This window comes from Bacillus sp. 3G2 (assembly GCF_044324725.1).
In the GTDB taxonomy this organism is placed as follows: domain Bacteria; phylum Bacillota; class Bacilli; order Bacillales; family Bacillaceae_G; genus Bacillus_A; species Bacillus_A mobilis.
The window spans coordinates 2,641,775-2,661,570 of sequence record NZ_CP172246.1 but is presented as its reverse complement, the minus strand read 5'-3'; the positions used below and the strand labels follow the sequence as shown (position 1 = coordinate 2,661,570).

The 19,796-nt window shown below is 33.4% G+C and carries 23 protein-coding genes; 14 read left to right on the top strand and 9 right to left on the bottom strand.

What is annotated here, in order from left to right:
- Nucleotides 1–57 precede the first annotated feature (57 nt).
- Nucleotides 58–339, bottom strand: a complete 282-nt coding sequence (locus tag ACHZK0_RS13645) for a hypothetical protein (protein ID WP_395761716.1) — start codon at nt 337–339, stop codon at nt 58–60.
- A gap of 197 nt (nt 340–536) precedes the next feature.
- Here ACHZK0_RS13645 and ACHZK0_RS13640 point away from each other — a divergent pair, with 197 nt between their 5' ends.
- The 3 genes from ACHZK0_RS13640 (at nt 537) to ACHZK0_RS13630 (ending at nt 2,356) form a co-directional block, all read left to right on the top strand.
- On the top strand, nt 537–1,301 hold the full coding sequence (locus ACHZK0_RS13640; protein ID WP_270344196.1) for a class I SAM-dependent methyltransferase: 765 nt from the start codon (nt 537–539) through the stop codon (nt 1,299–1,301).
- 203 nt (nt 1,302–1,504) lie between these two features.
- Nucleotides 1,505–1,768 (top strand): hypothetical protein, encoded by a 264-nt coding sequence (locus ACHZK0_RS13635; protein WP_097818106.1) that lies wholly within the window; start codon nt 1,505–1,507, stop codon nt 1,766–1,768.
- Nucleotides 1,769–2,125: 357 nt separating this feature from the next.
- Nucleotides 2,126–2,356: a hypothetical protein gene (locus ACHZK0_RS13630; RefSeq protein ID WP_000789031.1), complete on the top strand. Its 231-nt coding sequence runs from the start codon at nt 2,126–2,128 to the stop codon at nt 2,354–2,356.
- Between the two features lie 263 nt (nt 2,357–2,619).
- Here ACHZK0_RS13630 and ACHZK0_RS13625 read toward each other — a convergent pair whose 3' ends face one another.
- Nucleotides 2,620–3,051 carry a cytidine deaminase gene (locus ACHZK0_RS13625; protein WP_262743431.1) on the bottom strand — a complete coding sequence of 144 codons (432 nt, stop codon included), beginning with the start codon at nt 3,049–3,051 and terminating at the stop codon, nt 2,620–2,622.
- 182 nt (nt 3,052–3,233) lie between these two features.
- Between ACHZK0_RS13625 and ACHZK0_RS13620 the strand changes: the two genes are divergently transcribed.
- The 8 genes from ACHZK0_RS13620 to dltD all read left to right on the top strand — a co-directional run bounded on the left by ACHZK0_RS13620 (nt 3,234) and on the right by dltD (nt 11,160).
- A complete protein-coding gene (locus ACHZK0_RS13620; protein WP_270343949.1) occupies nt 3,234–3,725 on the top strand; it encodes an ankyrin repeat domain-containing protein in 492 nt (163 codons plus the stop codon).
- Entirely contained in the window at nt 3,722–4,312 is a 591-nt protein-coding gene (locus ACHZK0_RS13615) for a DJ-1/PfpI family protein (RefSeq protein ID WP_262743433.1), read from the top strand. The genes ACHZK0_RS13620 and ACHZK0_RS13615 overlap by 4 nt, the downstream gene beginning before the upstream one ends.
- A 393-nt stretch (nt 4,313–4,705) precedes the next feature.
- Nucleotides 4,706–5,062, top strand: a complete 357-nt coding sequence (locus ACHZK0_RS13610; protein ID WP_097818102.1) for an FtsB family cell division protein — start codon at nt 4,706–4,708, stop codon at nt 5,060–5,062.
- Between the two features lie 259 nt (nt 5,063–5,321).
- Nucleotides 5,322–5,648 carry a DUF3870 domain-containing protein gene (locus ACHZK0_RS13605; protein ID WP_046954146.1) on the top strand — a complete coding sequence of 109 codons (327 nt, stop codon included), beginning with the start codon at nt 5,322–5,324 and terminating at the stop codon, nt 5,646–5,648.
- 143 nt (nt 5,649–5,791) lie between these two features.
- Complete coding sequence (locus tag ACHZK0_RS13600) at nt 5,792–6,853, top strand: dipeptide epimerase (protein WP_270608103.1); 1,062 nt, start codon at nt 5,792–5,794, stop codon at nt 6,851–6,853.
- Nucleotides 6,854–6,892: 39 nt separating this feature from the next.
- The gene (locus ACHZK0_RS13595; RefSeq protein ID WP_262743435.1) at nt 6,893–7,894 is read left to right on the top strand and encodes a C40 family peptidase; all 1,002 of its coding nucleotides are present in this window, start codon (nt 6,893–6,895) and stop codon (nt 7,892–7,894) included.
- Between the two features lie 20 nt (nt 7,895–7,914).
- Nucleotides 7,915–9,537, top strand: coding sequence for a peptide ABC transporter substrate-binding protein (locus ACHZK0_RS13590; RefSeq protein WP_395760485.1), 1,623 nt, complete (start codon nt 7,915–7,917; stop codon nt 9,535–9,537).
- Between the two features lie 441 nt (nt 9,538–9,978).
- Nucleotides 9,979–11,160, top strand: coding sequence for a D-alanyl-lipoteichoic acid biosynthesis protein DltD (gene dltD / locus ACHZK0_RS13585; RefSeq protein ID WP_395760484.1), 1,182 nt, complete (start codon nt 9,979–9,981; stop codon nt 11,158–11,160).
- Between the two features lie 38 nt (nt 11,161–11,198).
- On the opposite strand, the gene ACHZK0_RS13580 is transcribed toward dltD, so the two are convergent.
- Nucleotides 11,199–11,423, bottom strand: a complete 225-nt coding sequence (locus tag ACHZK0_RS13580) for a hypothetical protein (RefSeq protein ID WP_061679707.1) — start codon at nt 11,421–11,423, stop codon at nt 11,199–11,201.
- Nucleotides 11,424–11,589: 166 nt separating this feature from the next.
- Nucleotides 11,590–12,195, bottom strand: a complete 606-nt coding sequence (locus tag ACHZK0_RS13575) for a DedA family protein (RefSeq protein WP_132132476.1) — start codon at nt 12,193–12,195, stop codon at nt 11,590–11,592.
- Nucleotides 12,196–12,688: 493 nt separating this feature from the next.
- Between ACHZK0_RS13575 and ACHZK0_RS13570 the strand changes: the two genes are divergently transcribed.
- A complete protein-coding gene (locus ACHZK0_RS13570) occupies nt 12,689–14,089 on the top strand; it encodes an HD domain-containing protein (RefSeq protein WP_395760483.1) in 1,401 nt (466 codons plus the stop codon).
- A 191-nt stretch (nt 14,090–14,280) separates the two neighbouring features.
- Here the strand turns inward: ACHZK0_RS13570 and ACHZK0_RS13565 are convergent, their stop codons facing one another.
- Complete coding sequence (locus tag ACHZK0_RS13565) at nt 14,281–15,045, bottom strand: DUF1836 domain-containing protein (RefSeq protein ID WP_061679710.1); 765 nt, start codon at nt 15,043–15,045, stop codon at nt 14,281–14,283.
- Between the two features lie 259 nt (nt 15,046–15,304).
- Here ACHZK0_RS13565 and ACHZK0_RS13560 point away from each other — a divergent pair, with 259 nt between their 5' ends.
- Together ACHZK0_RS13560 and ACHZK0_RS13555 are read left to right on the top strand one after the other, a co-directional pair.
- On the top strand, nt 15,305–15,754 hold the full coding sequence (locus ACHZK0_RS13560; RefSeq protein ID WP_000914486.1) for a hypothetical protein: 450 nt from the start codon (nt 15,305–15,307) through the stop codon (nt 15,752–15,754).
- Nucleotides 15,742–16,050, top strand: a complete 309-nt coding sequence (locus ACHZK0_RS13555) for a YxcD family protein (protein WP_088029977.1) — start codon at nt 15,742–15,744, stop codon at nt 16,048–16,050. The genes ACHZK0_RS13560 and ACHZK0_RS13555 overlap by 13 nt, the downstream gene beginning before the upstream one ends.
- A gap of 24 nt (nt 16,051–16,074) precedes the next feature.
- On the opposite strand, the gene ACHZK0_RS13550 is transcribed toward ACHZK0_RS13555, so the two are convergent.
- The 4 genes from ACHZK0_RS13550 to ACHZK0_RS13535 form a co-directional block, all read right to left on the bottom strand.
- A complete protein-coding gene (locus ACHZK0_RS13550; protein WP_395760482.1) occupies nt 16,075–17,310 on the bottom strand; it encodes an NAD(P)/FAD-dependent oxidoreductase in 1,236 nt (411 codons plus the stop codon).
- A complete protein-coding gene (locus ACHZK0_RS13545) occupies nt 17,307–17,639 on the bottom strand; it encodes a (2Fe-2S)-binding protein (protein ID WP_063259929.1) in 333 nt (110 codons plus the stop codon). Before ACHZK0_RS13545 ends, ACHZK0_RS13550 begins: the two co-directional genes overlap by 4 nt.
- Nucleotides 17,636–17,908, bottom strand: a complete 273-nt coding sequence (locus tag ACHZK0_RS13540) for a (2Fe-2S)-binding protein (RefSeq protein ID WP_395760481.1) — start codon at nt 17,906–17,908, stop codon at nt 17,636–17,638. Before ACHZK0_RS13540 ends, ACHZK0_RS13545 begins: the two co-directional genes overlap by 4 nt.
- Before the next feature lie 72 nt (nt 17,909–17,980).
- The gene (locus ACHZK0_RS13535; protein WP_262742912.1) at nt 17,981–19,642 is read right to left on the bottom strand and encodes a sigma-54 interaction domain-containing protein; all 1,662 of its coding nucleotides are present in this window, start codon (nt 19,640–19,642) and stop codon (nt 17,981–17,983) included.
- Between the last annotated feature and the right edge of the window lie 154 nt (nt 19,643–19,796).

The following is a 19,796-nucleotide window of genomic DNA, read 5'->3' as shown; positions in this document are numbered from 1 at the left end:
AGTTATGGATAAAGAGCTTACTGCATAGTAAGCTCTTTACATTTTGAGATAGGGAGTTTAATGTGAATTTTTATTGGTGGATACAAAAATGCTTACAATAAATAAAAAAATTGCATTTATGATCAATAAACCACTAAAGGTAAGCCCAGCAAAGCCTCCGGCGAATCCATCTCCTACTTTTTCACCAATTACGTGTAAAGCGGTGAAGAAAACAATAGGGGAAGAAAGAATGAAAATACCACTGGACATTTTCCATATTCGTGGATATTTCTTTGCTATAATGAAAATCAGTATATTAAAAGAAATAAGAAGAAAAATAAACCCAATTAATGAATTCATCATATCCTCCTTTTAGTATAAATCTGAATTTTCATGTATTAATTTCGGGTGGAATATTATAAAATATAATTATATTTTATGGAAAGCGAGTGATATATTATGACAGTCAGCTCTTTCGAATTTTTATTAAAAATAAAGGTACAGGAAGATTAATTGAATGAAAATCTTCCGTACGTAAAAAACGGAGGAGAAAATAAATGTTTAGTTTTTATAGTACACTTTGCACGGAACTGTATGATTACACAAAGCCTGTCGGTTATTCTTTAAATGGAGATATTGAGTATTACGAAGAACGTTTAAAAAATTGCACCGGAAGAATTCTCGAAGCGGCAGTTGGATCAGGGCGTGTTATCATCCCACTTCTTGAGGCTGGTTTTACAGTTGATGGGATTGACTATTCGCCTGAAATGCTAGAATCGTGCCGCATACGATGTAAAGAAAGAAGCTTACATCCTCATTTATATGAAGGAAGCTTACAACAATTTTCACTGCCACATAAATATGAGGCAATTATCATTCCAACTGGATCTTTTTGTTTAATTGAAAATCGAACGGATTCTATAAACGCATTGAAATGTTTTTATGAACACCTTAATCCAGGTGGGCGATTAATCGTAGATATTATGCTTCCGCATGACTGGAAAACAGGAGAGATTCATACATCGACTTTTTCTTTGCCGAGCGGAGACGGAATTACATTAGAAAATAAATCAATTGAAATAGATTGGTTGAACCAAGTTACTCTATCCTATTTAAAATATGAAAAATGGAGTAAAGGACAGTTAGTACAAACAGAATTACAACGCTTCGCGCTGCGCTGGTATGGAATAGAAGAGTTTAAACTTCTGTTAGAAAGTATAGGTTTCTCTAACATTACTTGCTCCGCTGACTATGTTTATGAAAAAGAACCGTCAAATGCAAATCAAATGTTTACTTTTGAAGCTGTGCGAAACGAAAAATAAAGAACTATGTATGAAAACAAGGGAGTCGATATAATATCGACTCCCTTGTTTTAGATGTGATTTCCTTGCAGGTTATTATATATGCATTGTCCAAGCATTCTTCTACTAATTACATATACTATTTATGTTAAAGTCAGTCATTATTTTAAATAGGGCTGTCAAATTACTATAAATGATATTTTAGTGAAGGGTGAGGAATCAAATTGGAAAATGAAGAACAAGGTAGAATTGAAGATCAAGTGTATTCAAATCGGGTAGTAAGATCTGAATTTGATGCAAATTGGGAAACGTGTATATCAAAAAGTGGTTATGTAATTTATGTAGCAACGAGTAATAATGCTGAAGTAATAGTACTTCTGGCTGATGGTTCAAGTAAATTATTAATTTTTGAAAAAGGTGGAAAAGTAGCAGTAGGCGGCGGTGGAACAAGTCATTACAGTAAGCCGCATATTGCAAGAAATATATAAGGTAGAACATATTAATTGAGAAGAAGCTGGAAGACGGTTAGTCATTTAGAATGACTAACCGTTTTTATTTGAATCATTTTAAAAGAACTTGATTTGTTATAAATACTTTTAGATGACCAGAGAAATTAGGAGGGAATTGTACGGGTAAGAATTTAAGAAATAATGAAGGTTTGGAAGTACCATATTAGTAATATAGAAAAAGCATTTCCTATTTCGGGAAATGCTTTTTCTATGTTATAGTATAATAGTGTTTTAAAACGATGTTATTTTAATATACCTCAATTTTTGTTGTGTAGTATTTTTATATTAAATTAGGGGTGTAAGTATTTTTTTATATAAGGAGTAATAAATAGAGAAATGAAAAATATAGACTTTATACTAGAAAGTGACGAGGCATTAAAACCGTCTGAACGATTAGTACTATTATTATTAGAGAAGCATAGAATGTTATATACGAACGATCTATTAGCATTATCTAATTTATCATATAAAACATTAACGGATTCATTAACGGCGCTAGTTTTAAAATCATATGTGTTAAAGGAAACAGGTAAGGGAAGAAGACAAAATTGTTATAGATTGGTATGATAAGACTGCTGAATTTAGAGAGTTTATAATAAGTTTTTTCAAATATAATGAGAAATTTCGTTTTTTGTTTTCAAATGAAAAACGTACTACAATACGTGCTTTAATATTCGGATTTCATTTTTGTTAATGATAATTCTATTAGTGTTAAAAATAGAAAAATATAATACACTGCATAAAAAAGAAATAAAAAAACAATCCGTTTTAAAAAACGGATTGTTTTTTTATTGGAATAATATTATTTGATATGTTGAAAGTATGAATGATTATTCTACTTCGCTTGTATACTTTTCAGGTAATAATTCCATTACGTTACATTTTACAAGTTTACCATTATAAGAAAGTATAACATTCGTATTTTTTCCATAATCACTTATCAATTCACGACACATACCACACGGAGCAACAACCCAACATTTTTCTATATCTTCATGAGGGTGTGGGTGAGCAACAGCTACAATGGTATCAAATTCATGATCGCCTTCTGAAATAGATTTTCCAATCGCCATAGCTTCACCACACACTGTTATTCTTCCAACATTCGCTTCAACATGCACTGCTGCATAAATTTTACCTGTTTTAGTTCTTACAGCTGAACCGATATGATGACGGCCATATTTATAGTTTTTTTCAATTACTTTTTCAGCAGCTGTAATTAAATCATAGTCTTCACTATTTAAAGGCATTACTTGTAACATAATTTCTCCTCCGTATTAAACATGATAATTTTATTTTAACAGAAAATTTTAATATTTAAAATAAAAGATGAGAATCGTTTAGATAATATTATTATGTAAACTTATGTTTTAACAGGAAAATAGCATAATCAATAGAACTTATAGAAGAGTATGCTTAAATATTTGAAAGATAGGAGATTATTATGGGAATTTTAGAATCAATAGTACAAGCTGTTATAAGTGGTAATAAGGAAGAAGTGGTGGATTTTATAAAGACAAATTCAAGTGCTGTTAACGAATTTAGTGACGATGGCTGGACTCTCCTTCATTTAGCGGGCTATTTTGGACAAAAAGAGATAGCAAGTTTTCTTTTAGAAAGTGGAGCAGATATACATAATAGAGCAAAAAACGAAAATGAAAATACACCTTTGCAAGCTGCCATCGCGAATAAGCAAAGTGAACTTGTTGCTTTTTTAATTGAAAAAGGGTCGGATGTAAATGTTATACAAAGTGGAGGGTGGACAGGGTTACATGAAGCAGCATTATTAGGAAGTGAAGAAATAGTTATGCTACTTCTTGAAAATGGAGCTAATAAAGCGATTAAGAAAAATGATGGAAAAACAGCATATGATATTGCATTAGAAAAAGGATATGATCACCTTTTACATCATTTAAAACAGGAAATGAACGTATGATAAATAAATGGAGTGTAGGCATATTTTTATTTAATGATGTAGAAGTGTTAGATTTTGCAGGACCATTTGAAGTCTTTTCTGTAACCGAAGCGGATAAAGACAAACCATTTACTGTTTATACAGTTAGCCAAAATGGAGAAATGATTACAGCAAGAAACGGATTAAAGGTACAGCCGGATTATAGTATTGAAGATTTACCACCAGTTGATATTTTAATTATTCCAGGTGGAAAAGGCGTTAGGGAAAATGAAGTGAAAAATGAAGCTATAATAAATTGGGTTCGACAGCAAATGAAAGAAGTAAAGCTAATGACTTCAGTTTGTACTGGAGCGCTATTACTCGCGAAAGCTGGTTTACTAGAAGGGTTACAAGCAACAACGCATTGGGCTAGTATTCAAACTTTCAAAAAAGACTTCCCGAATGTAGAAGTAATGGAGAATGTAAAATTTGTAGATGAAGGACACATTATTACATCGGCAGGTATTTCAGCTGGTATTAACATGTCATTTCATATTGTGAAAAATTTGTTAGGTGTGGAGGTTGCTGAGGAAACAGCGAAAAGCATGGAATATGATATAGATTTGTAAAATAAAAAAGCCCAATTTGGGCTTTTTTATTTAGCTAAGTTTTTTACAGATAATCTATGCTTAAAACCTTAGTTCCGAAACAGTAATTCCAGTTTTATCGAATATACGACAATTTATCTTTTCTCTCCTTGTAAGCATGTTATTACGAGGAGAAATTTCGTATGTAAAAAAACTCTTCTACAATAGTAGAAAAAGAATAACAGAAACTACTATTTTATGGCAGCATACATAAAAAAAATTAATGTAAATATGGAAATGTCGTCGAATGCTATCTTTAATTGGTTAATTTGTGAGATATTTTTGTGAAGGAGCTTATTTTATAAGAATAGAATTACAGTTAGTAAGAGATCATGCCGATGGTAGTGAAAATATATGTGTTAGGGGGATTTCATAATGAGGAAACTCAAGCGAATAAATGTTCCTAATATACAAGAACAACTATCACAGTCTAATGAGAACCGAGCAGTTAATAAGAAAAAACTAAGGCGATTTATATTCATGTTTATATTTATTGCGGCGGCTACTTTGTACGTTCAATTTATTTTAACGAAACAACAAGAAATAATCGTAGAAAAAAAGGATACAATAACGAATCAAAAAAAGCAATTGGTTTCTTTAAAGAAAGATAAGACTTCTTTAAAGACTAACATAGAAAATTTAACAGATGATGAGGAAGAAATATTAAAATTTGCGAGAAAAGAATATCAATTTTCTAAGTCAAATGAAACTATATTTGTGTTGCCGAAGTAGTGTCATAGAACAGTTAGCGATTGCTAGCTGTTTTTTCATGTATGGATGGCATGGTACAAGAAACAATCACATATTGTAAAAATGAAGAGTTTGAATTGTTTTCATAATTATGGAATATATACCGAAATAAATGTTGTTAAAATTCTGTCAATTGTTTTATAATACAAGGTAAGCGGATACATTTCTTAATCAACGTTGAGTTTATCGCTCATACGACTATTAAGAAAACCGTTATCCCGTATTAGAAAGGAAGATAGCTGTGTACGCTTCAAATACAATTTATGTCGTAGGGGATGCGAAAGCACCTCAAAATAATCCTATTACCGAAAAGTTCAAAAGTTATTTTGTAGCGTTTGTACTTGTTAAGGAGACAGGGGAAATTGTAGATGCAGATTGCTCAGCGACAATTGCATTAACATCACAATTTGTTAAATATTTGTTTCTACATAAAAATATTAATGATCCACTATTGGTAACAGAAATAAAAAATAGATATTTTGGTTCGTCTCAAAAAGCACTTCTTGTAGCATTAAAAGATGCGCAGAAAAAATATAATCAAATCGCTGCTTTGTCTACCCATTCCTAGACGAAATCCAGCCGTAAGAATCTTCTTATGGCTGGATTTTTTTATTTCACATTAACCTTTTACATGAAAAGTAAGTGAAAGAGGAGATTTATTACTCCAAAAAAATTGGGAATTAAGGTTCCACTTTGTCAGAGAACGAAAGGATGAACAATATGAAAATTACTGATGTAAAAGTAAATCGTAGACGTGTTAATCTTCATACACCGTTTAAAACGGCGCTTCGTACCGTAACCGAAATAGAAAGTATAGATGTATATATTCATACAGATGAAGGAATTGTTGGCAAGGGGGCAGCAGCGGCAACACCAGTTATTACGGGGGATTTCGCTAACGGGATTGAAGCAGCAATTTTAGGACCGATGCGTTCCTGTTTAATTGGTCAAGATATCATTCAGTTTCAACAGTTACTAAAGCACATTCAAATGAGTTGTATTGGAAACCCAAGTGCGAAAGCGGCAGTAGATATCGCTTTATATGATGTGTATTGTCAATATCAAAACGTTCCACTTTACGCATTCTTAGGCGGGAAGAAAGAAATTCACACAGACATTACGGTGAGTGTAGATGAGCCTTTCGTTATGGCAAAAGAGGCAAAGCAACATGTAGAAAAAGGATTTCAAACTTTAAAAATTAAAGTGGGGAAATCTGCTCATTTAGATTTAGAACGTATTGAAGCGATTCGAAATAGTGTACCAAAAAATACGACGTTACGATTAGATGCAAATCAAGGGTGGAATCCAAAAGAAGCGGTTACGATTATTAAAGAGATGGAAAATCGTAATTTAAATATCGAATTTATTGAACAACCTGTTCATGCGAAAGATTGGGATGGATTAAAGTACGTCAAAGACCATGTACAAACGCCCATTATGGCAGATGAAAGTATATTTTCAGCAAGTGATGCATTCAAAATTGTTCAAGGAGGATATGCAGACTTGCTCAATATTAAATTAATGAAATGTGGTGGCATACGTGAAGCGTGGCGTATTGCAGATATCGCTGAAACTGCGGGTATAAAATGTATGGTCGGTAGTATGATGGAATCTTCCACTTCGGTTAGCGCTGTAGCCCATTTAGCTGCTGCACACCCTAATATTTATTACTTCGATCTAGATGCACCACTTTGGTTAATGGAAGAACCGGAAGGAATGACTTATTCAGGGTCAAAGGTAAACCTTCAATCGACAGTGAATAGTAAATCTTAAGAGAAGAGACTAGTAAACTATCTTTTAAGGGGGATATGTATGAAAAGAGTAGGAACTGCATTTTTAACAACTTTATTTATATTTTCAGCGTTCACATCAGCACATGCTGAGGAGAAGAAAGATAGTAAAGCGTTTATCGATGTATCTGCCGCAACACTTTGGACTGCACCTGATTCATTACGGCCAATTGATGCACCGAGTGCTACAAATCCAGTTGATTTGTGGAAGTGGACGAAATCAATGACGCTTAATGAGAAACTTTGGTTAACTAATGCAAATAAATTAGAAACGCAAGCGTTATTAGGTCAAGAAGTAACGGTTGTTGATAAAAAAGGAGACTGGGTGAAAGTGCTAGTCCATGGTCAGCCAACACCAAGAAATGAAGAAGGTTATCCAGGTTGGATGCCTGAAAAACAGTTAACGTATAATCAAGAATTTGCAGATAAAACAAACGAACCTTTCGTTTTAGTAACGAAACCGACAGCCATTTTATATATAAATCCTTCTGAAAAACATAAATCGCTTGAAGTGAGCTATAATACGCGACTACCACTACTGAGTGAAGATACAATTTCATACCGCGTGTTGTTACCAAATGGGCAAAAAGCTTGGCTACGAAAAAATGATGGAACGGTTTATCGTTCGCAAAATGATATTCCAACTCCGGTGGCCGATGATTTAATAAACACAGGGAAAATGTTTTTAGGATTACCGTATATATGGGCTGGTACAAGTGGTTTCGGATTTGATTGTTCTGGATTTACACATACAATTTATAAATCACACGGTATTACAATCCCGCGAGATTCTGGTCCGCAATCGAGAAATGGAGTTGCGGTTGATAAAGAAAACTTACAAAAAGGAGATCTAATTTTCTTCGCACATGATCAAGGAAAAGGTAGTGTTCACCATGTTGCTATGTATATTGGTGATGGAAATATGATTCACTCACCGAGAGCTGAAAGATCGGTAGAGATTATACCGCTAAATTCACCAGGATATATAGAAGAATACGCTGGTGCTCGTCGTTACTTACCTTAAAAAATAAAGGGGGTTTTCAAATGAAAAAAGTTGTTCGTTACTCATTAGTTAGTACTCTCTTAGTTTCTTCATTTTTAGTTGGCTGCGCAAAAGAAAAAACAACGACAAAGCCGAAAGATGAGAAGAAAGTATTACAGTTACTAGAAACGGGTGAAATTCCGTCGTTAAATTCAGGGAAAGTAACAGATGCGGTATCGTTTAACGTTTTGAATAACGTAATGGAAGGATTATTCCGTTTATCGAAAAATGATGAACTGATTGAGGCTGGAGCACAAAAATATGAAGTGAGTCAAGATGGAAAAACTTATACATTCCACTTGCGTGATGCGAAATGGTCTAACGGAGATCCAGTAACAGCACAAGATTACGTATACGCTTGGAAGCAGCTTATTAATCCGGATACAGCTTCTCAATATGCATACATTGCGTACGATGTGAAAAATGCGGAGAAAATAAATAAGAAACAACTAGGGCTAGAGGAATTAGGAGTGAAAGCGAAGGATGATAAAACGTTCGTAGTAGAGTTAGAACATCCTGTACCGTATTTTACGAAACTACTTATTTTACCATCTTTCTATCCAATTAATGAAAAATATGCGAAAGAACAAGGTGATAAATACGGATTAGAAGCAAATAAAGCGGTATATAATGGGCCGTTTACATTATCTGATTGGAAGCATGAAGCGAGTTTTACAATGAAGAAAAACGATAAGTATTGGGATAAAAAAGAAGTGAAGCTTGATGAAGTAAATTATCAAATCGTTAAAGAAATTTCAACCGCGGTAAATTTATATGAAACAGATAAAGTTGATAGAGCTGTCATTTCAACAGAATTCGTAGATAAATATAAAAATAATAAAGAACTAAAACAGTATACAGATCCGGTTATGTACTTCTTCCGATTCAACGAAAATGTACCGATTCTTAAAAATAAAAATGCAAGGCTTGCGCTAAGTACAGTGTTTGATAAGAAAGGGCTTGCGACTTCATTTTTAAATGATGGTTCGGTAGCTGCAAACTATTACGTGCCAAAAGGATTTTTAAAAGGTCCAGATAAAAAAGACTTTAGAAGTACGGCTGGTGAGTTTAATAAGACAGATGTAAAACAGGCGAAAGAATATTGGGAAAAGGCGAAGCAAGAGACAGGTACAAATGAAGTAACGCTTGAGTTATTAAACTATGACTTAGAAAACTTCAAAAAAGTAGGAGAATACATTAAAGAAGAGCTAGAGAAAAACTTACCAGGCTTAAAAGTAAATGTAAAATTACAACCACATACGCAAAAACTGGCGTTAGAGAAGAAGAAAGAATATGAAATGTCATTATCACGTTGGTTACCGGATTATCCAGATCCAATGACTTATTTAGAAGTATTCCTTTCTGGAAGCAGTGTAAACAATACAGAGTATGCAAATCCAGAATATGACGCATTAATTAAGAAGATTAAAACAGAATTAGGTAATGATGAAAAAGCTCGTTGGAAAGCAATGCAAGATGCTGAGAAAATATTATTGGATGACGCAGTAATAGCACCAGTATTCCAGCGCGGGTTATCATACTTACAAAAGCCATATGTAAAAGATTTATATGTACATCAATTCGGTCCAGCTACAAGTTTAAAATGGGCAGATGTACAAAAATAAAAGTATGGAAAAACAGACCTCACATGTGTGATAGTCTGTTTTTCTTATTTAAAGTTAGATATATAGTTTCTAGTATGATTTACCAGTCTGTGAACAGGGTATGGAGTGAAATGATGTTGCTTGTTTTCGACGTAGCTTATTTTATATTTAATACATCATCTAAGAGATTATAGACATTTTATATGTTTTTTCACTGCTTAAAAATAAAATTATTACATAAATTCCAGTGTGAAATTCATGTAGAATCTTGTATAATTAACGTGTTTCTATGGAAACATTTTCTTGCGCTATTTGTATAGGACTTAATAGAACAAGAAAAGAAATACATACATGTATATAATAGATAAATAGAATGGAACATGTATAGAGAAAAAGGAGAGAAATGATGGCGTGTCAAAAACAAGGGTTACAATTTAATAGCGATAGAAAGAGGAAGAGACGATGAAAATGAAGCATGCTTTTGGCCCGATAATTTTAGCGTGTGTGCTTTTTTTCATTATCATACTCATTCCATCAAAAAGTTTAGTATCACTTATTAGTGATAAGAAGGTAGAAGATGCGGCAACTTCCTTACAAAAAGAAAAATTACAAAGTGTTTTCTTACAGCAAAAAATGTTAGAGAATTCGCAGTATTTACCGATGTATGGTTCATCTGAATTTTTACGAATGGATGCATATCACCCATCTAATTATTTTAAAGTAAATCCGGCAGGTTTTACACCATATTTAATGGGGATTGGCGGTACGCAAAGTTTAGCTCATATATTAAATATGACGTCTACAATGGATGAGTTAGAAGGTAAAAAAGTAGTCTTTGTTTTATCGCCACAATGGTTTACAAAGACTGGGGTATCACAGGGGGATTTCACAAACAATTTCTCCAAACAACAAGCATATCATTTTATTTTTAATGATGAAATAAATGCTCAAATGAAGAAGCAAATTGCGAAACGACTATTAGACTATAAAGTTGTTCAAAAAGATGATATATTAAAAAATTCTTTAGAAGGAATTGTATATAACGATACGAAACATAACATAAAAGCAGGTTTAGTCAAACCACTTGCTTATATGCATCGAAATATTTTAGATCATAGGGATTTATTTAACTCCTTATTTAAGATTGAACCGATGAAAGAAAAAACAAATATGGGATTACGTTCGATTTCTTGGGTAGATGCACGTAAACATGCAGAGGAAGAAGGGAAAACGGAATCTACTACAAACACATTCGGAATTGAAAATCCGTATTACTATAAACATAATTTAAAGAAAAAATTAAAAGGTTTAAAAAACTTTAGAGCAAATGAATCGTATGAAGAATCACCAGAATATGATGATTTACAAATTGTTTTAAATATTTTTAAAGAGAAAAATGTCAAACCACTCTTTATTTCTGTACCTGTAAACGGACCGTGGTATGATTACGCTGGCTTCCCAAAAGAACGCCGTGAAGTATATTATAAAAAAGTCCGAGAGCAAGTTGAGAAAGCAGGATATCCAGTAGTTGATTTCTCTGGCCATGAATATGATAAGTATTTCTTAAAAGATACAATTCATTTAGGTTGGAAAGGCTGGATTTACTTTGATGAAGCAGTGCAAAACTTTTATACTGAAAAATAAGAGTGGAGAAGAAGGAACGGCTATAAGCTGTTCCTTTTTTAGTATAGAGTATTTTGATGTGGGCAATTCGGAAAGGCATGTATATCTTGAATTTGTCTAAAATCATAATGCTTCATTGCGAACTGCGCTTGATAAAGGTATTCATACACATATAATTGACCATCATGTGCTGAACATAATACACCAGAAGTTCCTTGGCCGTTCATGAAGGAAATGCCGATAGGGCGTCCGATTAAGTATTGTATTTTTTGTTGCCAATGCATAGGGAAATCACTCCTTTTTGAGATAATATACGAAATGGATGAGTGAAAGGTTGCTTATCCATGTAAATGTTAAACTGAAGGACTTTCTTGTCATTTTTAAAGATTAATCAATTTTAATAAAAAAACCGCTAACATTCGAAATGAATTTTTAGCGGTTTTTATTATTTTAAGCAAGATTTTTACGTTTTTTTGTCCATTTTTTAATGACGAAGTATAAAAGAATGAGTATGACGCCACCTATTGCGAACGATTTCACATACGGTCCAGCAACATCGTTAATATTCTCCCAATTCTCACCTAGTTTTTCACCTAAGTAAATGAAAATGATAGACCAAGGGATGATTGCTAGTGCTGTTAATGTAGTGAAACGCAGGAATGACATTTTTGTAATACCAGCAGGAATTGAAATTGCATGGCGTACTACTGGAATAAAGCGTGCTGTAAAAATTACGCCAGTTCCGTAACGATTAAACCAATCTTCAGCTGCATCTATTTGTTTTTTATGAATGAAAATATATTTTCCATAACGTTCTAATATAGGTCGTCCACCGTATCGTCCAAGCCAATAAATAAAGATTTGCGCAATAACACCACCAATTGTCCCAAATACAACTGCGCCTACAAATGAGATACTACCGTTAAATACTAAGTAACCTGCATAAGCAAGGACAATTTCACTTGGAATAATCTCAATCATAAGTCCAAGCATAATGCCCCAATAACCTAAACCTTCAAAAAACGTTAATACTGAGTGAATAAAACTACTTAACATTGTTGCACCTTCTAATTTATGGATTTTTGAATATATGCCCCTTTACTTAACAATATAAAAGGTTCACTATATGTAGATTATACCTTATTTATATAGGGGATTGCTATTTCAATTCTTTTATGTCTCTCATACGTATTATAGTAAAGGATATAAGCCCGGTTTTCATGAAGAGATAATGAAAAGATTATTAAAAATTTCTCATAAATAAATGATAATGTTATGGGCTTTTAATTTACAAAGTGAGAAGAGTAATGTTTACAAAATAAGAATCAAATTTATGGACTATTTTCTATTTGGGATAATGATATGATTCGATTGATAAAAGAAAAAGTATTTCAAGGGTTGGCTTATAGGTTCAAAAATATAAAAATAATTCAAGGAGAATAAAAACATAAAAATTCTCTTATCACCTAGACAGGTACTTCACTTTCAAATAACGAATTATAATGTTAATAAAATTTTTATAGAAAATTAACATGATGAAGGTGAAAATATGAAAAAAGTATTATTAGAAAAGGCCTCATATCTACATAAAGAAGAAGTAGAACAATTAAAAAAAGCTATATTAGTTTCCGAGAAAGCACATGAAGGACAATTCCGCGTTTCCGGTGAGCCGTATATTACTCATCCATTTGCAGTTACAGAAATTTTGTTAGATTGTAAGGCAGATATTATAACTTTAGTTGCAGCATTACTACATGATGTGGTGGAGGATACAGATTATACAATTGACTATATACGTGATATATTCGGTAAAAAAGTTGCAGATATTGTAGAAGGATTAACTAAAATTGATAAAAAACAAATCCCTAATAAAGAAGAGTATGAAGCAATAAATTTAAAGAAGTTATTATTAGCTACGCAAGGAGATATACGAGTAGCTATTATAAAAGTGATAGATCGTCTACATAACATGAGAACTTTACAGGTGAAAGCTGTAAAAAAACAAGTTCCTTACGCAAATGAAACACTCAAAATTTTCGCTCCGATTTGTAAAAGACTAGGGATATTACATATTCAACACGAGTTAGAAGATTTAGGTTTTTATTATCTTAACCCTTCTAAATATAAGGGAATGAAAATTCTTTTACAAAATTATGTTAAGTTATTAGAGGGATTGTCTCAAAATATCATGCAAGATATAAATAATTTTCTAAATCCATCTTTAATATTTGAAGTTAACTATGAAGTAAGCCCTATTTATACAGCTTATTCTCGTCTCCAAGATATTCAAGACATTACAGCAGTGTCAAAAATAATTATCACGGCCTCAAATAATTTAGACTGTTATAAAATATTAGGAGTTATACATCAACTATACCAACCAATTCCATGTCAATTTGAAGATAATATAGCAATTGAAAGTGATGTATTAAACAAATACTTAAAGACTAAAGTGGTGATCAATAACCATGAAATAGTGATATGTATTGAAACAAAAATAAATCAGGAGATACGAGATAAAGGAGTATTTCATGTACTTACAAAAAGTATAACTGATAAGGAGATGCAAAATATAATTCATAAATTGATGGATCATTTTATTAAGACAAATGATCTAGTAACTCAAGATGCGATTGAATTTTATGATTTAGTATCATATGAACTATTCCAAGATAATATTGTTGCATTTACTCCTAAGTTAGATTCCGTAAACTTACCGCAAGGTGCTACTGTAATTGATTTTGCTTTCGCATTGAACCCTGAGATTGCTAAGTATATGTCAGGTGCTAAAGTTAATGGTATAAATAAATCGATAATAACGAATATTTCACATCTGGATATAGTTGAACTTTTGGTAACTGAAAACATTAGTAATGTAAGACAGGGTTGGTTAAGTTTTGCTAATAGCTCAAAAGCTCAAATCGAAATTAATAAAGAGTTACAAAGATGAAGGAATTAAATTTATCGAGAAAACTTGTTCGAAATATAATAGAATGAAATGATCATTTTTGAATTAATAATAGGCGATTATGGTTTTTTATAATTAATACCTAGAGAAACAAGCATTAACCTGTTCTAAGTATGTAACAGGTTGATGCTTGTTTTCGTTATAAAAAAATAGAAGCATTTCTGCTCCTATTTTTACGGTTTCACATCTAAATTTTGTAAAAATAAAGTTGCTGTTACGTAACGTTTTGCTAACATTTGTACATAAGCCGTATGGACAGATAATGTGGCAATAATAATCGCGTTACGAATCGCTTCACGTTGCTCGTTATTAATTTGATCGAACTTGCTTGCAATTTTGTCAGCTCTTTCTTTTACGATGTTTTCAATTGTATGGATTGTATCTGTTGCATTTAGTTGTAAGCAGTTCCCTTGATTGAGTTCTTCAAATAGAGAAGAGTATGCTCCATATAAATGAACAGGATTGATTAAGTCATCACTTCGATCGGCTGGGTCATTTACGATAAGGCGTAATAGCTTACGAATGGATTCAAAATCAAGTGCTGTTTTTAAATCTTCGACAATGAATAGTAAGGCTGCTTGTTCAATTGAATATTTTTTCCCTTTTTGAGGGGAGCCAATCATTTCTTTAATATCTCGTTTTACCCAGTTTTGCATGGCCGTTACTGAGAAACTTGTATTTTCGATTTGATTTCCAAGCGCAACTATTTCATTTAATGAAAAACCGACGTCTGTATCATCAATTTTAATCAGTTTTTCAAAAATAGGTGAAAGTGCGGTAGTAATAAAAGCAGTTACGCTTTGTCCGCTTTCAATATCTTTTTTATGTGACTTTGCCCACGCTTCTTGTAAAATACCGAGAGGCTTTTTCGTATTCCATCCTCTTAATGATAGAAGAAGGGTAGCCATTTCGTTTCGTGTGAGATGAAATGTTTCCATCTTTTCACCTCCAAAAATAATAAAAAGTTCTTATGAACCTATAATATGTTTTGTTGCATTTAAAGTCAATTCTGTTTTGCTTAATTTTTCCTTTGTCACCAAACTGTCGTAAGTAAATAATACTTGCATATTTCGACAAAAGTTCATATAATAAGTTCATAAGAACCTTTAAAATGTTTTTAAAAACAAATCTATCATTCTGAATTTACTAGAAAGGTAGATTTCACATATATCTATATAAAAGGAGAATGGATATAATATGTTGAAAAAACTTGTAGCAGTCATGACAGCATTCATGGTTATCTTTGGAGCTAGTAGCTTCATGTTTGTAGATCACGCAGCAGCGAAGAGTTACAAATCTGGTAAAAAATCATACACACCAAGTTCTGGTCAAAAGTCAAAAGTTGATTTGAACAAAAAAGATAGTAACGTGAATTCACAAAAAACAACAACAGATTCAAAAACAAAAGCAACAAACACAGCACCAAAAAGTAATAAAGGAAGCTTTATGAAAGGTTTATTACTAGGTGGTCTTGGTGGTTTACTAATGGGTAGCTTATTTGCAAATATGGGAGCTCTTGGTTCTGTATTAGCGTTTATGGTAAATATGTTAGTAATGGCTGGTATCGTAATGTTAGCAGTTCGTGCATTTAAATACTTCAAAGATCAACGTAAGAAAAAGGAAGATGAAGTAGCATGGAAACAATAAAAATTTCTGAACAAGAACTTATCAATGCGCTTTGCGTATATATCGCTGAAAAAAGACAAGTTGGTCCAGAAGAAGTTTTTGTTGAACTAATGTATGACGATGACTACGGTTTCTCTGCTGAAGTAGAGGTAAATGGCCGCAAACAAATTTTAATTCAAGCGAACTTAATCGAAGCACTACGCTTATTGCTTGACAGAGAATATAATGTCAATTCATTCGCAGCAAGATTACAACTTGAATTAGACGATGAAGAAGGCATTTACGCATTAGCGAAATTTAATAACTCAGAAGAGTAGAAAAAAGAGCTGTTGAGAGTAATCTCAGCAGCTCTTTTTAGTATGTGCATATGCCAGGGAATAATCACGCCAAATTTCATTCATTTTCCGTCTACCGACCTCAACACCCTGGTTAAATTGAATGGCAGCTTGCTGTCGCACGGTATGTACATGTTGGATCGCTTGTTGCAAGTGTTTTTCAACCGAATGAGATTTTGTATTTGCTTGTTTTACGATTGAATATCCAGCAACAGTTCCTTGTGCCATTGCGATTTTCCCGCTTTCAATGCCAGTTATATTACCGGCAACAAATAAACCGGAAAGAGGGGTTTCCATCGTTTCGGAATGCAGTGGAACATGTCCGCCTAATTCCGGAATGTAACGGAAAGGACAGCCAGCTACAGCAGCAAGCTCAGCGAGAGGGTATAAGCCACCTGCAATACAAACGAAGTCTGCTTCATATATTTGTTCCGATCCAGTTATTATGTTTCCTTTCGTATCGATATTAGCAACGCGTACACCTTCAACTTGCTCTGTACCGATAATTTCTAGGGCTGCTTTTCGAAGGTGAAGTGGTGTGCCATTTATTTTCATACCGTTATTTGGATAGAAGTTTAATCCAGCTTGTTTTGCCCAATTATATTTCATCAATCGACTACCTAAACGTAATAAAGGTGAGGGGGCAAGGTGTGCAGCATGTAATAGAGAGTTTAAAACTTCTTCTGGTTCACCAGCCTTTTGACTTAATTCACTTTTTTCAGGAAGTACGATATGTTCCACTTTAATTCCTGCTAATTGTAATTCATTTAAAATAGCGAATGACAAAATGTTAGCACCAATAATTATTCCTTTTCGCCCAACTTGAACGCGATGTACATTTGTCATTACTTGGGCTGCTCCGATTGACATAACTCCTGGAAGTGTCCAACCAGGAAGGGGAATAGAGTACTCAGCAGCACCAGTAGCAAGTAAAATGAACGGTGCTTCTAACGTACCGATATTCGTATGTACGTACCAAGAACTTTCATCTTTATCTAAATTATAGACGGAAATACCACATCGAATATCAACTGAAAGTGATTTTGCTTCTTCGTGAAGGCGTTTTGATTCTTCTATTCCGTTCCACCATTCTCCAGTAGGTTCTTGATGTAATTGTCCGAGTAACCTTCCGCCAGGCTTCATAAATTCATCAATAACAAGTACATTTAGTCCAAAACGAGCACAAGAGATGGAGGCCGATAAACCTGCTGGTCCAGCTCCGATAATAATGACATCGTTCATCGCTTTTTCACCATCTCTCTGACGATATTGGGATGCTGTTTGCCGCTATCAACTACCATATCTTTTTCAACAACAGTTAAGCATGCTCGTACGTTCGTTTGATTGTTTACTGTGACGCGGCATTCAGAACAATGTCCAATATTACAGTAAATACCTCGTGGCGCTCCACTATCTTCATGCACTCTTAAAGTTCTTATACCGTTTGCAAGTAAAGCAGCCGCAATCGTTTCATGTTCATATGCTTCATATTGTTGTCCGTTAAATTGGAAAGTGATGCGCTTACTACTATTTAAACTCCCTAAAATAGGATGATGTGTAATTCTATTCATTGATTTTCACCTACCGCTCCAAAGGTAACTGCTCGCACAGGTGGTTGATATTTTAATGGGATTTCATTAGTAGTTACGCCAGGGTTTGCACTTTCAATCATTCGATCTATCATCATTCTACATGTGCGGCCACCGCAAAATCCCATGCCAGCACGTGTTCTTAGTTTTAATTCTCTTGCCGAGCATTTATATTCAGCAATTGTCGATTGAAGTTGACCGAATGTAACTTCTTCACATCGACAAACAATTAAGTGATCTTTATTCGTCATATGAATTCCTCCTCTAGTTCGGTTTGCACAAATTATCATGCAAAAACTATGCCAATATAAAGGAGGAAATGGTTATTGTAACCCAAGTTTTTTTAAACGATTATATAAAGTAGCCCTCGTAACACCAAGCTGTTTCGCGCATTCTAATTTATTCCCATTCAAAATACGTAATGCTCTCTCGATTACTTTTTTCTCATGTTCATCCATCTCTTCTTGTAAAGAGAGGATTGTATGATTGTTGCTGAGTAATAGGGAATGAGCCGTATAATTGTCTAACGTTTCATTTGTATGAAATGGTAAATATTCTTGTTTTATAATACCGTCAGTCGCAAATACGACAAGCCTTTCAACAACGTTACGAAGCTCGCGAATATTACCTGGCCAATTGTAATGAAGCAGTTCATGCATAATGCTTGAAGGTAAGTCACGAATTGGTCTGTTATAGTTAATTGAAAAATCGTTTAAGAAAGAGTAGGTTAATTCAATAATATCTTCGCGTCTTTCGCGCAGCGGTGGAATATGCAAGCTAACTACATTTAGGCGGTAGTATAAATCTTCTCGGAACGTGCCTTTTCTCATTTCTTCTTGTAAATCACGGTTTGTAGCAGCGATAATACGGAAGTCAATATTAATTTCTTTTTCTCCGCCAACTCGGTAATATTTTCGTTCTTGTAGTACACGTAAAAGCTTTACTTGCATATCGAGCGGCATTTCTCCTATTTCATCTAAAAATAATGTACCACCTTGCGCGAGCTCTATTTTACCCTTTTTGCCTTTACTACTTGCACCAGAAAACGCCCCACGTTCATACCCGAATAATTCACTTTCAAATAACGCTTCTGGAATGGCGCCGCAGTTAATTGAAATGAAAGGTGCCTTAGCTGCCTCACTAGCTTCATGTATCGCTTTTGCAAAAACTTCTTTTCCAACTCCACTTTCTCCGAGTATTAAAACAGTTGATTTCACTGAACAAACCTTTCTAGCTAATTGGATTGTTCTTTGTATAACAGGGCTCTTTCCATTCATTGCAAGGAATGGATCTGATTCATCTTTATATTTTGCGACTTCTTGTTCTAATCGGTGCATTTCATGTGACATATTGAATAGTTTTTCGTTTAAAGCAACTTGATTTGTAACATCTGTTTCTGAAACGACCGCTCCTATAATTTCATCGTTACAATACACTGGATTTGAATTTATTAATACGAACAAATCTGGACGTGGCTGATGGAACTGAGCGATTATGCTTTTTCCGTCATGTAATGATTGCAAAATTTCTAAATCTTTATAGTCAAAAAAACGAGTGATAGGTTGTCCAATAATTTCAGTATGGTTGACTGAAAAAATCTTTTCGGCGCCGTCTGTCCAAGTACGAACACATTCTTTATCATCGATGACTGTAACAGAAGAATCAGTTGTTTGTATTACGGTGTTATAGAAAGATTGTAGTTCATAGTACGACTTAACTAGAAACGGAATGATTTGCTGAGTCGTTATACAGCATATAGGTTCTTTATTTTCGTTCATTATGATAACGACTATTTCATTGGAGAATGCGTCAATTAAAGCGGTGAATGAGTCATCTTCATATATTACTGCACAATTATATTCTTCTGTAGTAGAAGGGCGGTAATAATACTTTTCGTTAACTTGCTGGGTATGTTGCAAGCTGTATGTATAATCAATTGATAAAGTTTTTAGAAATTCTTTTATTGTAGGAAATGAGAATGCCATATTGTCCTCCTATTATGTATAAAAATTTTGACAGTGATAAAAAAATAATACACCTATTTACGATAAATTTAAAATATTTTTACAAATAAAAATATTATTTATAAAAAGTGTATATATGTACAGTTGGCACGTCAATTGCATAAAAGAAAGTGAG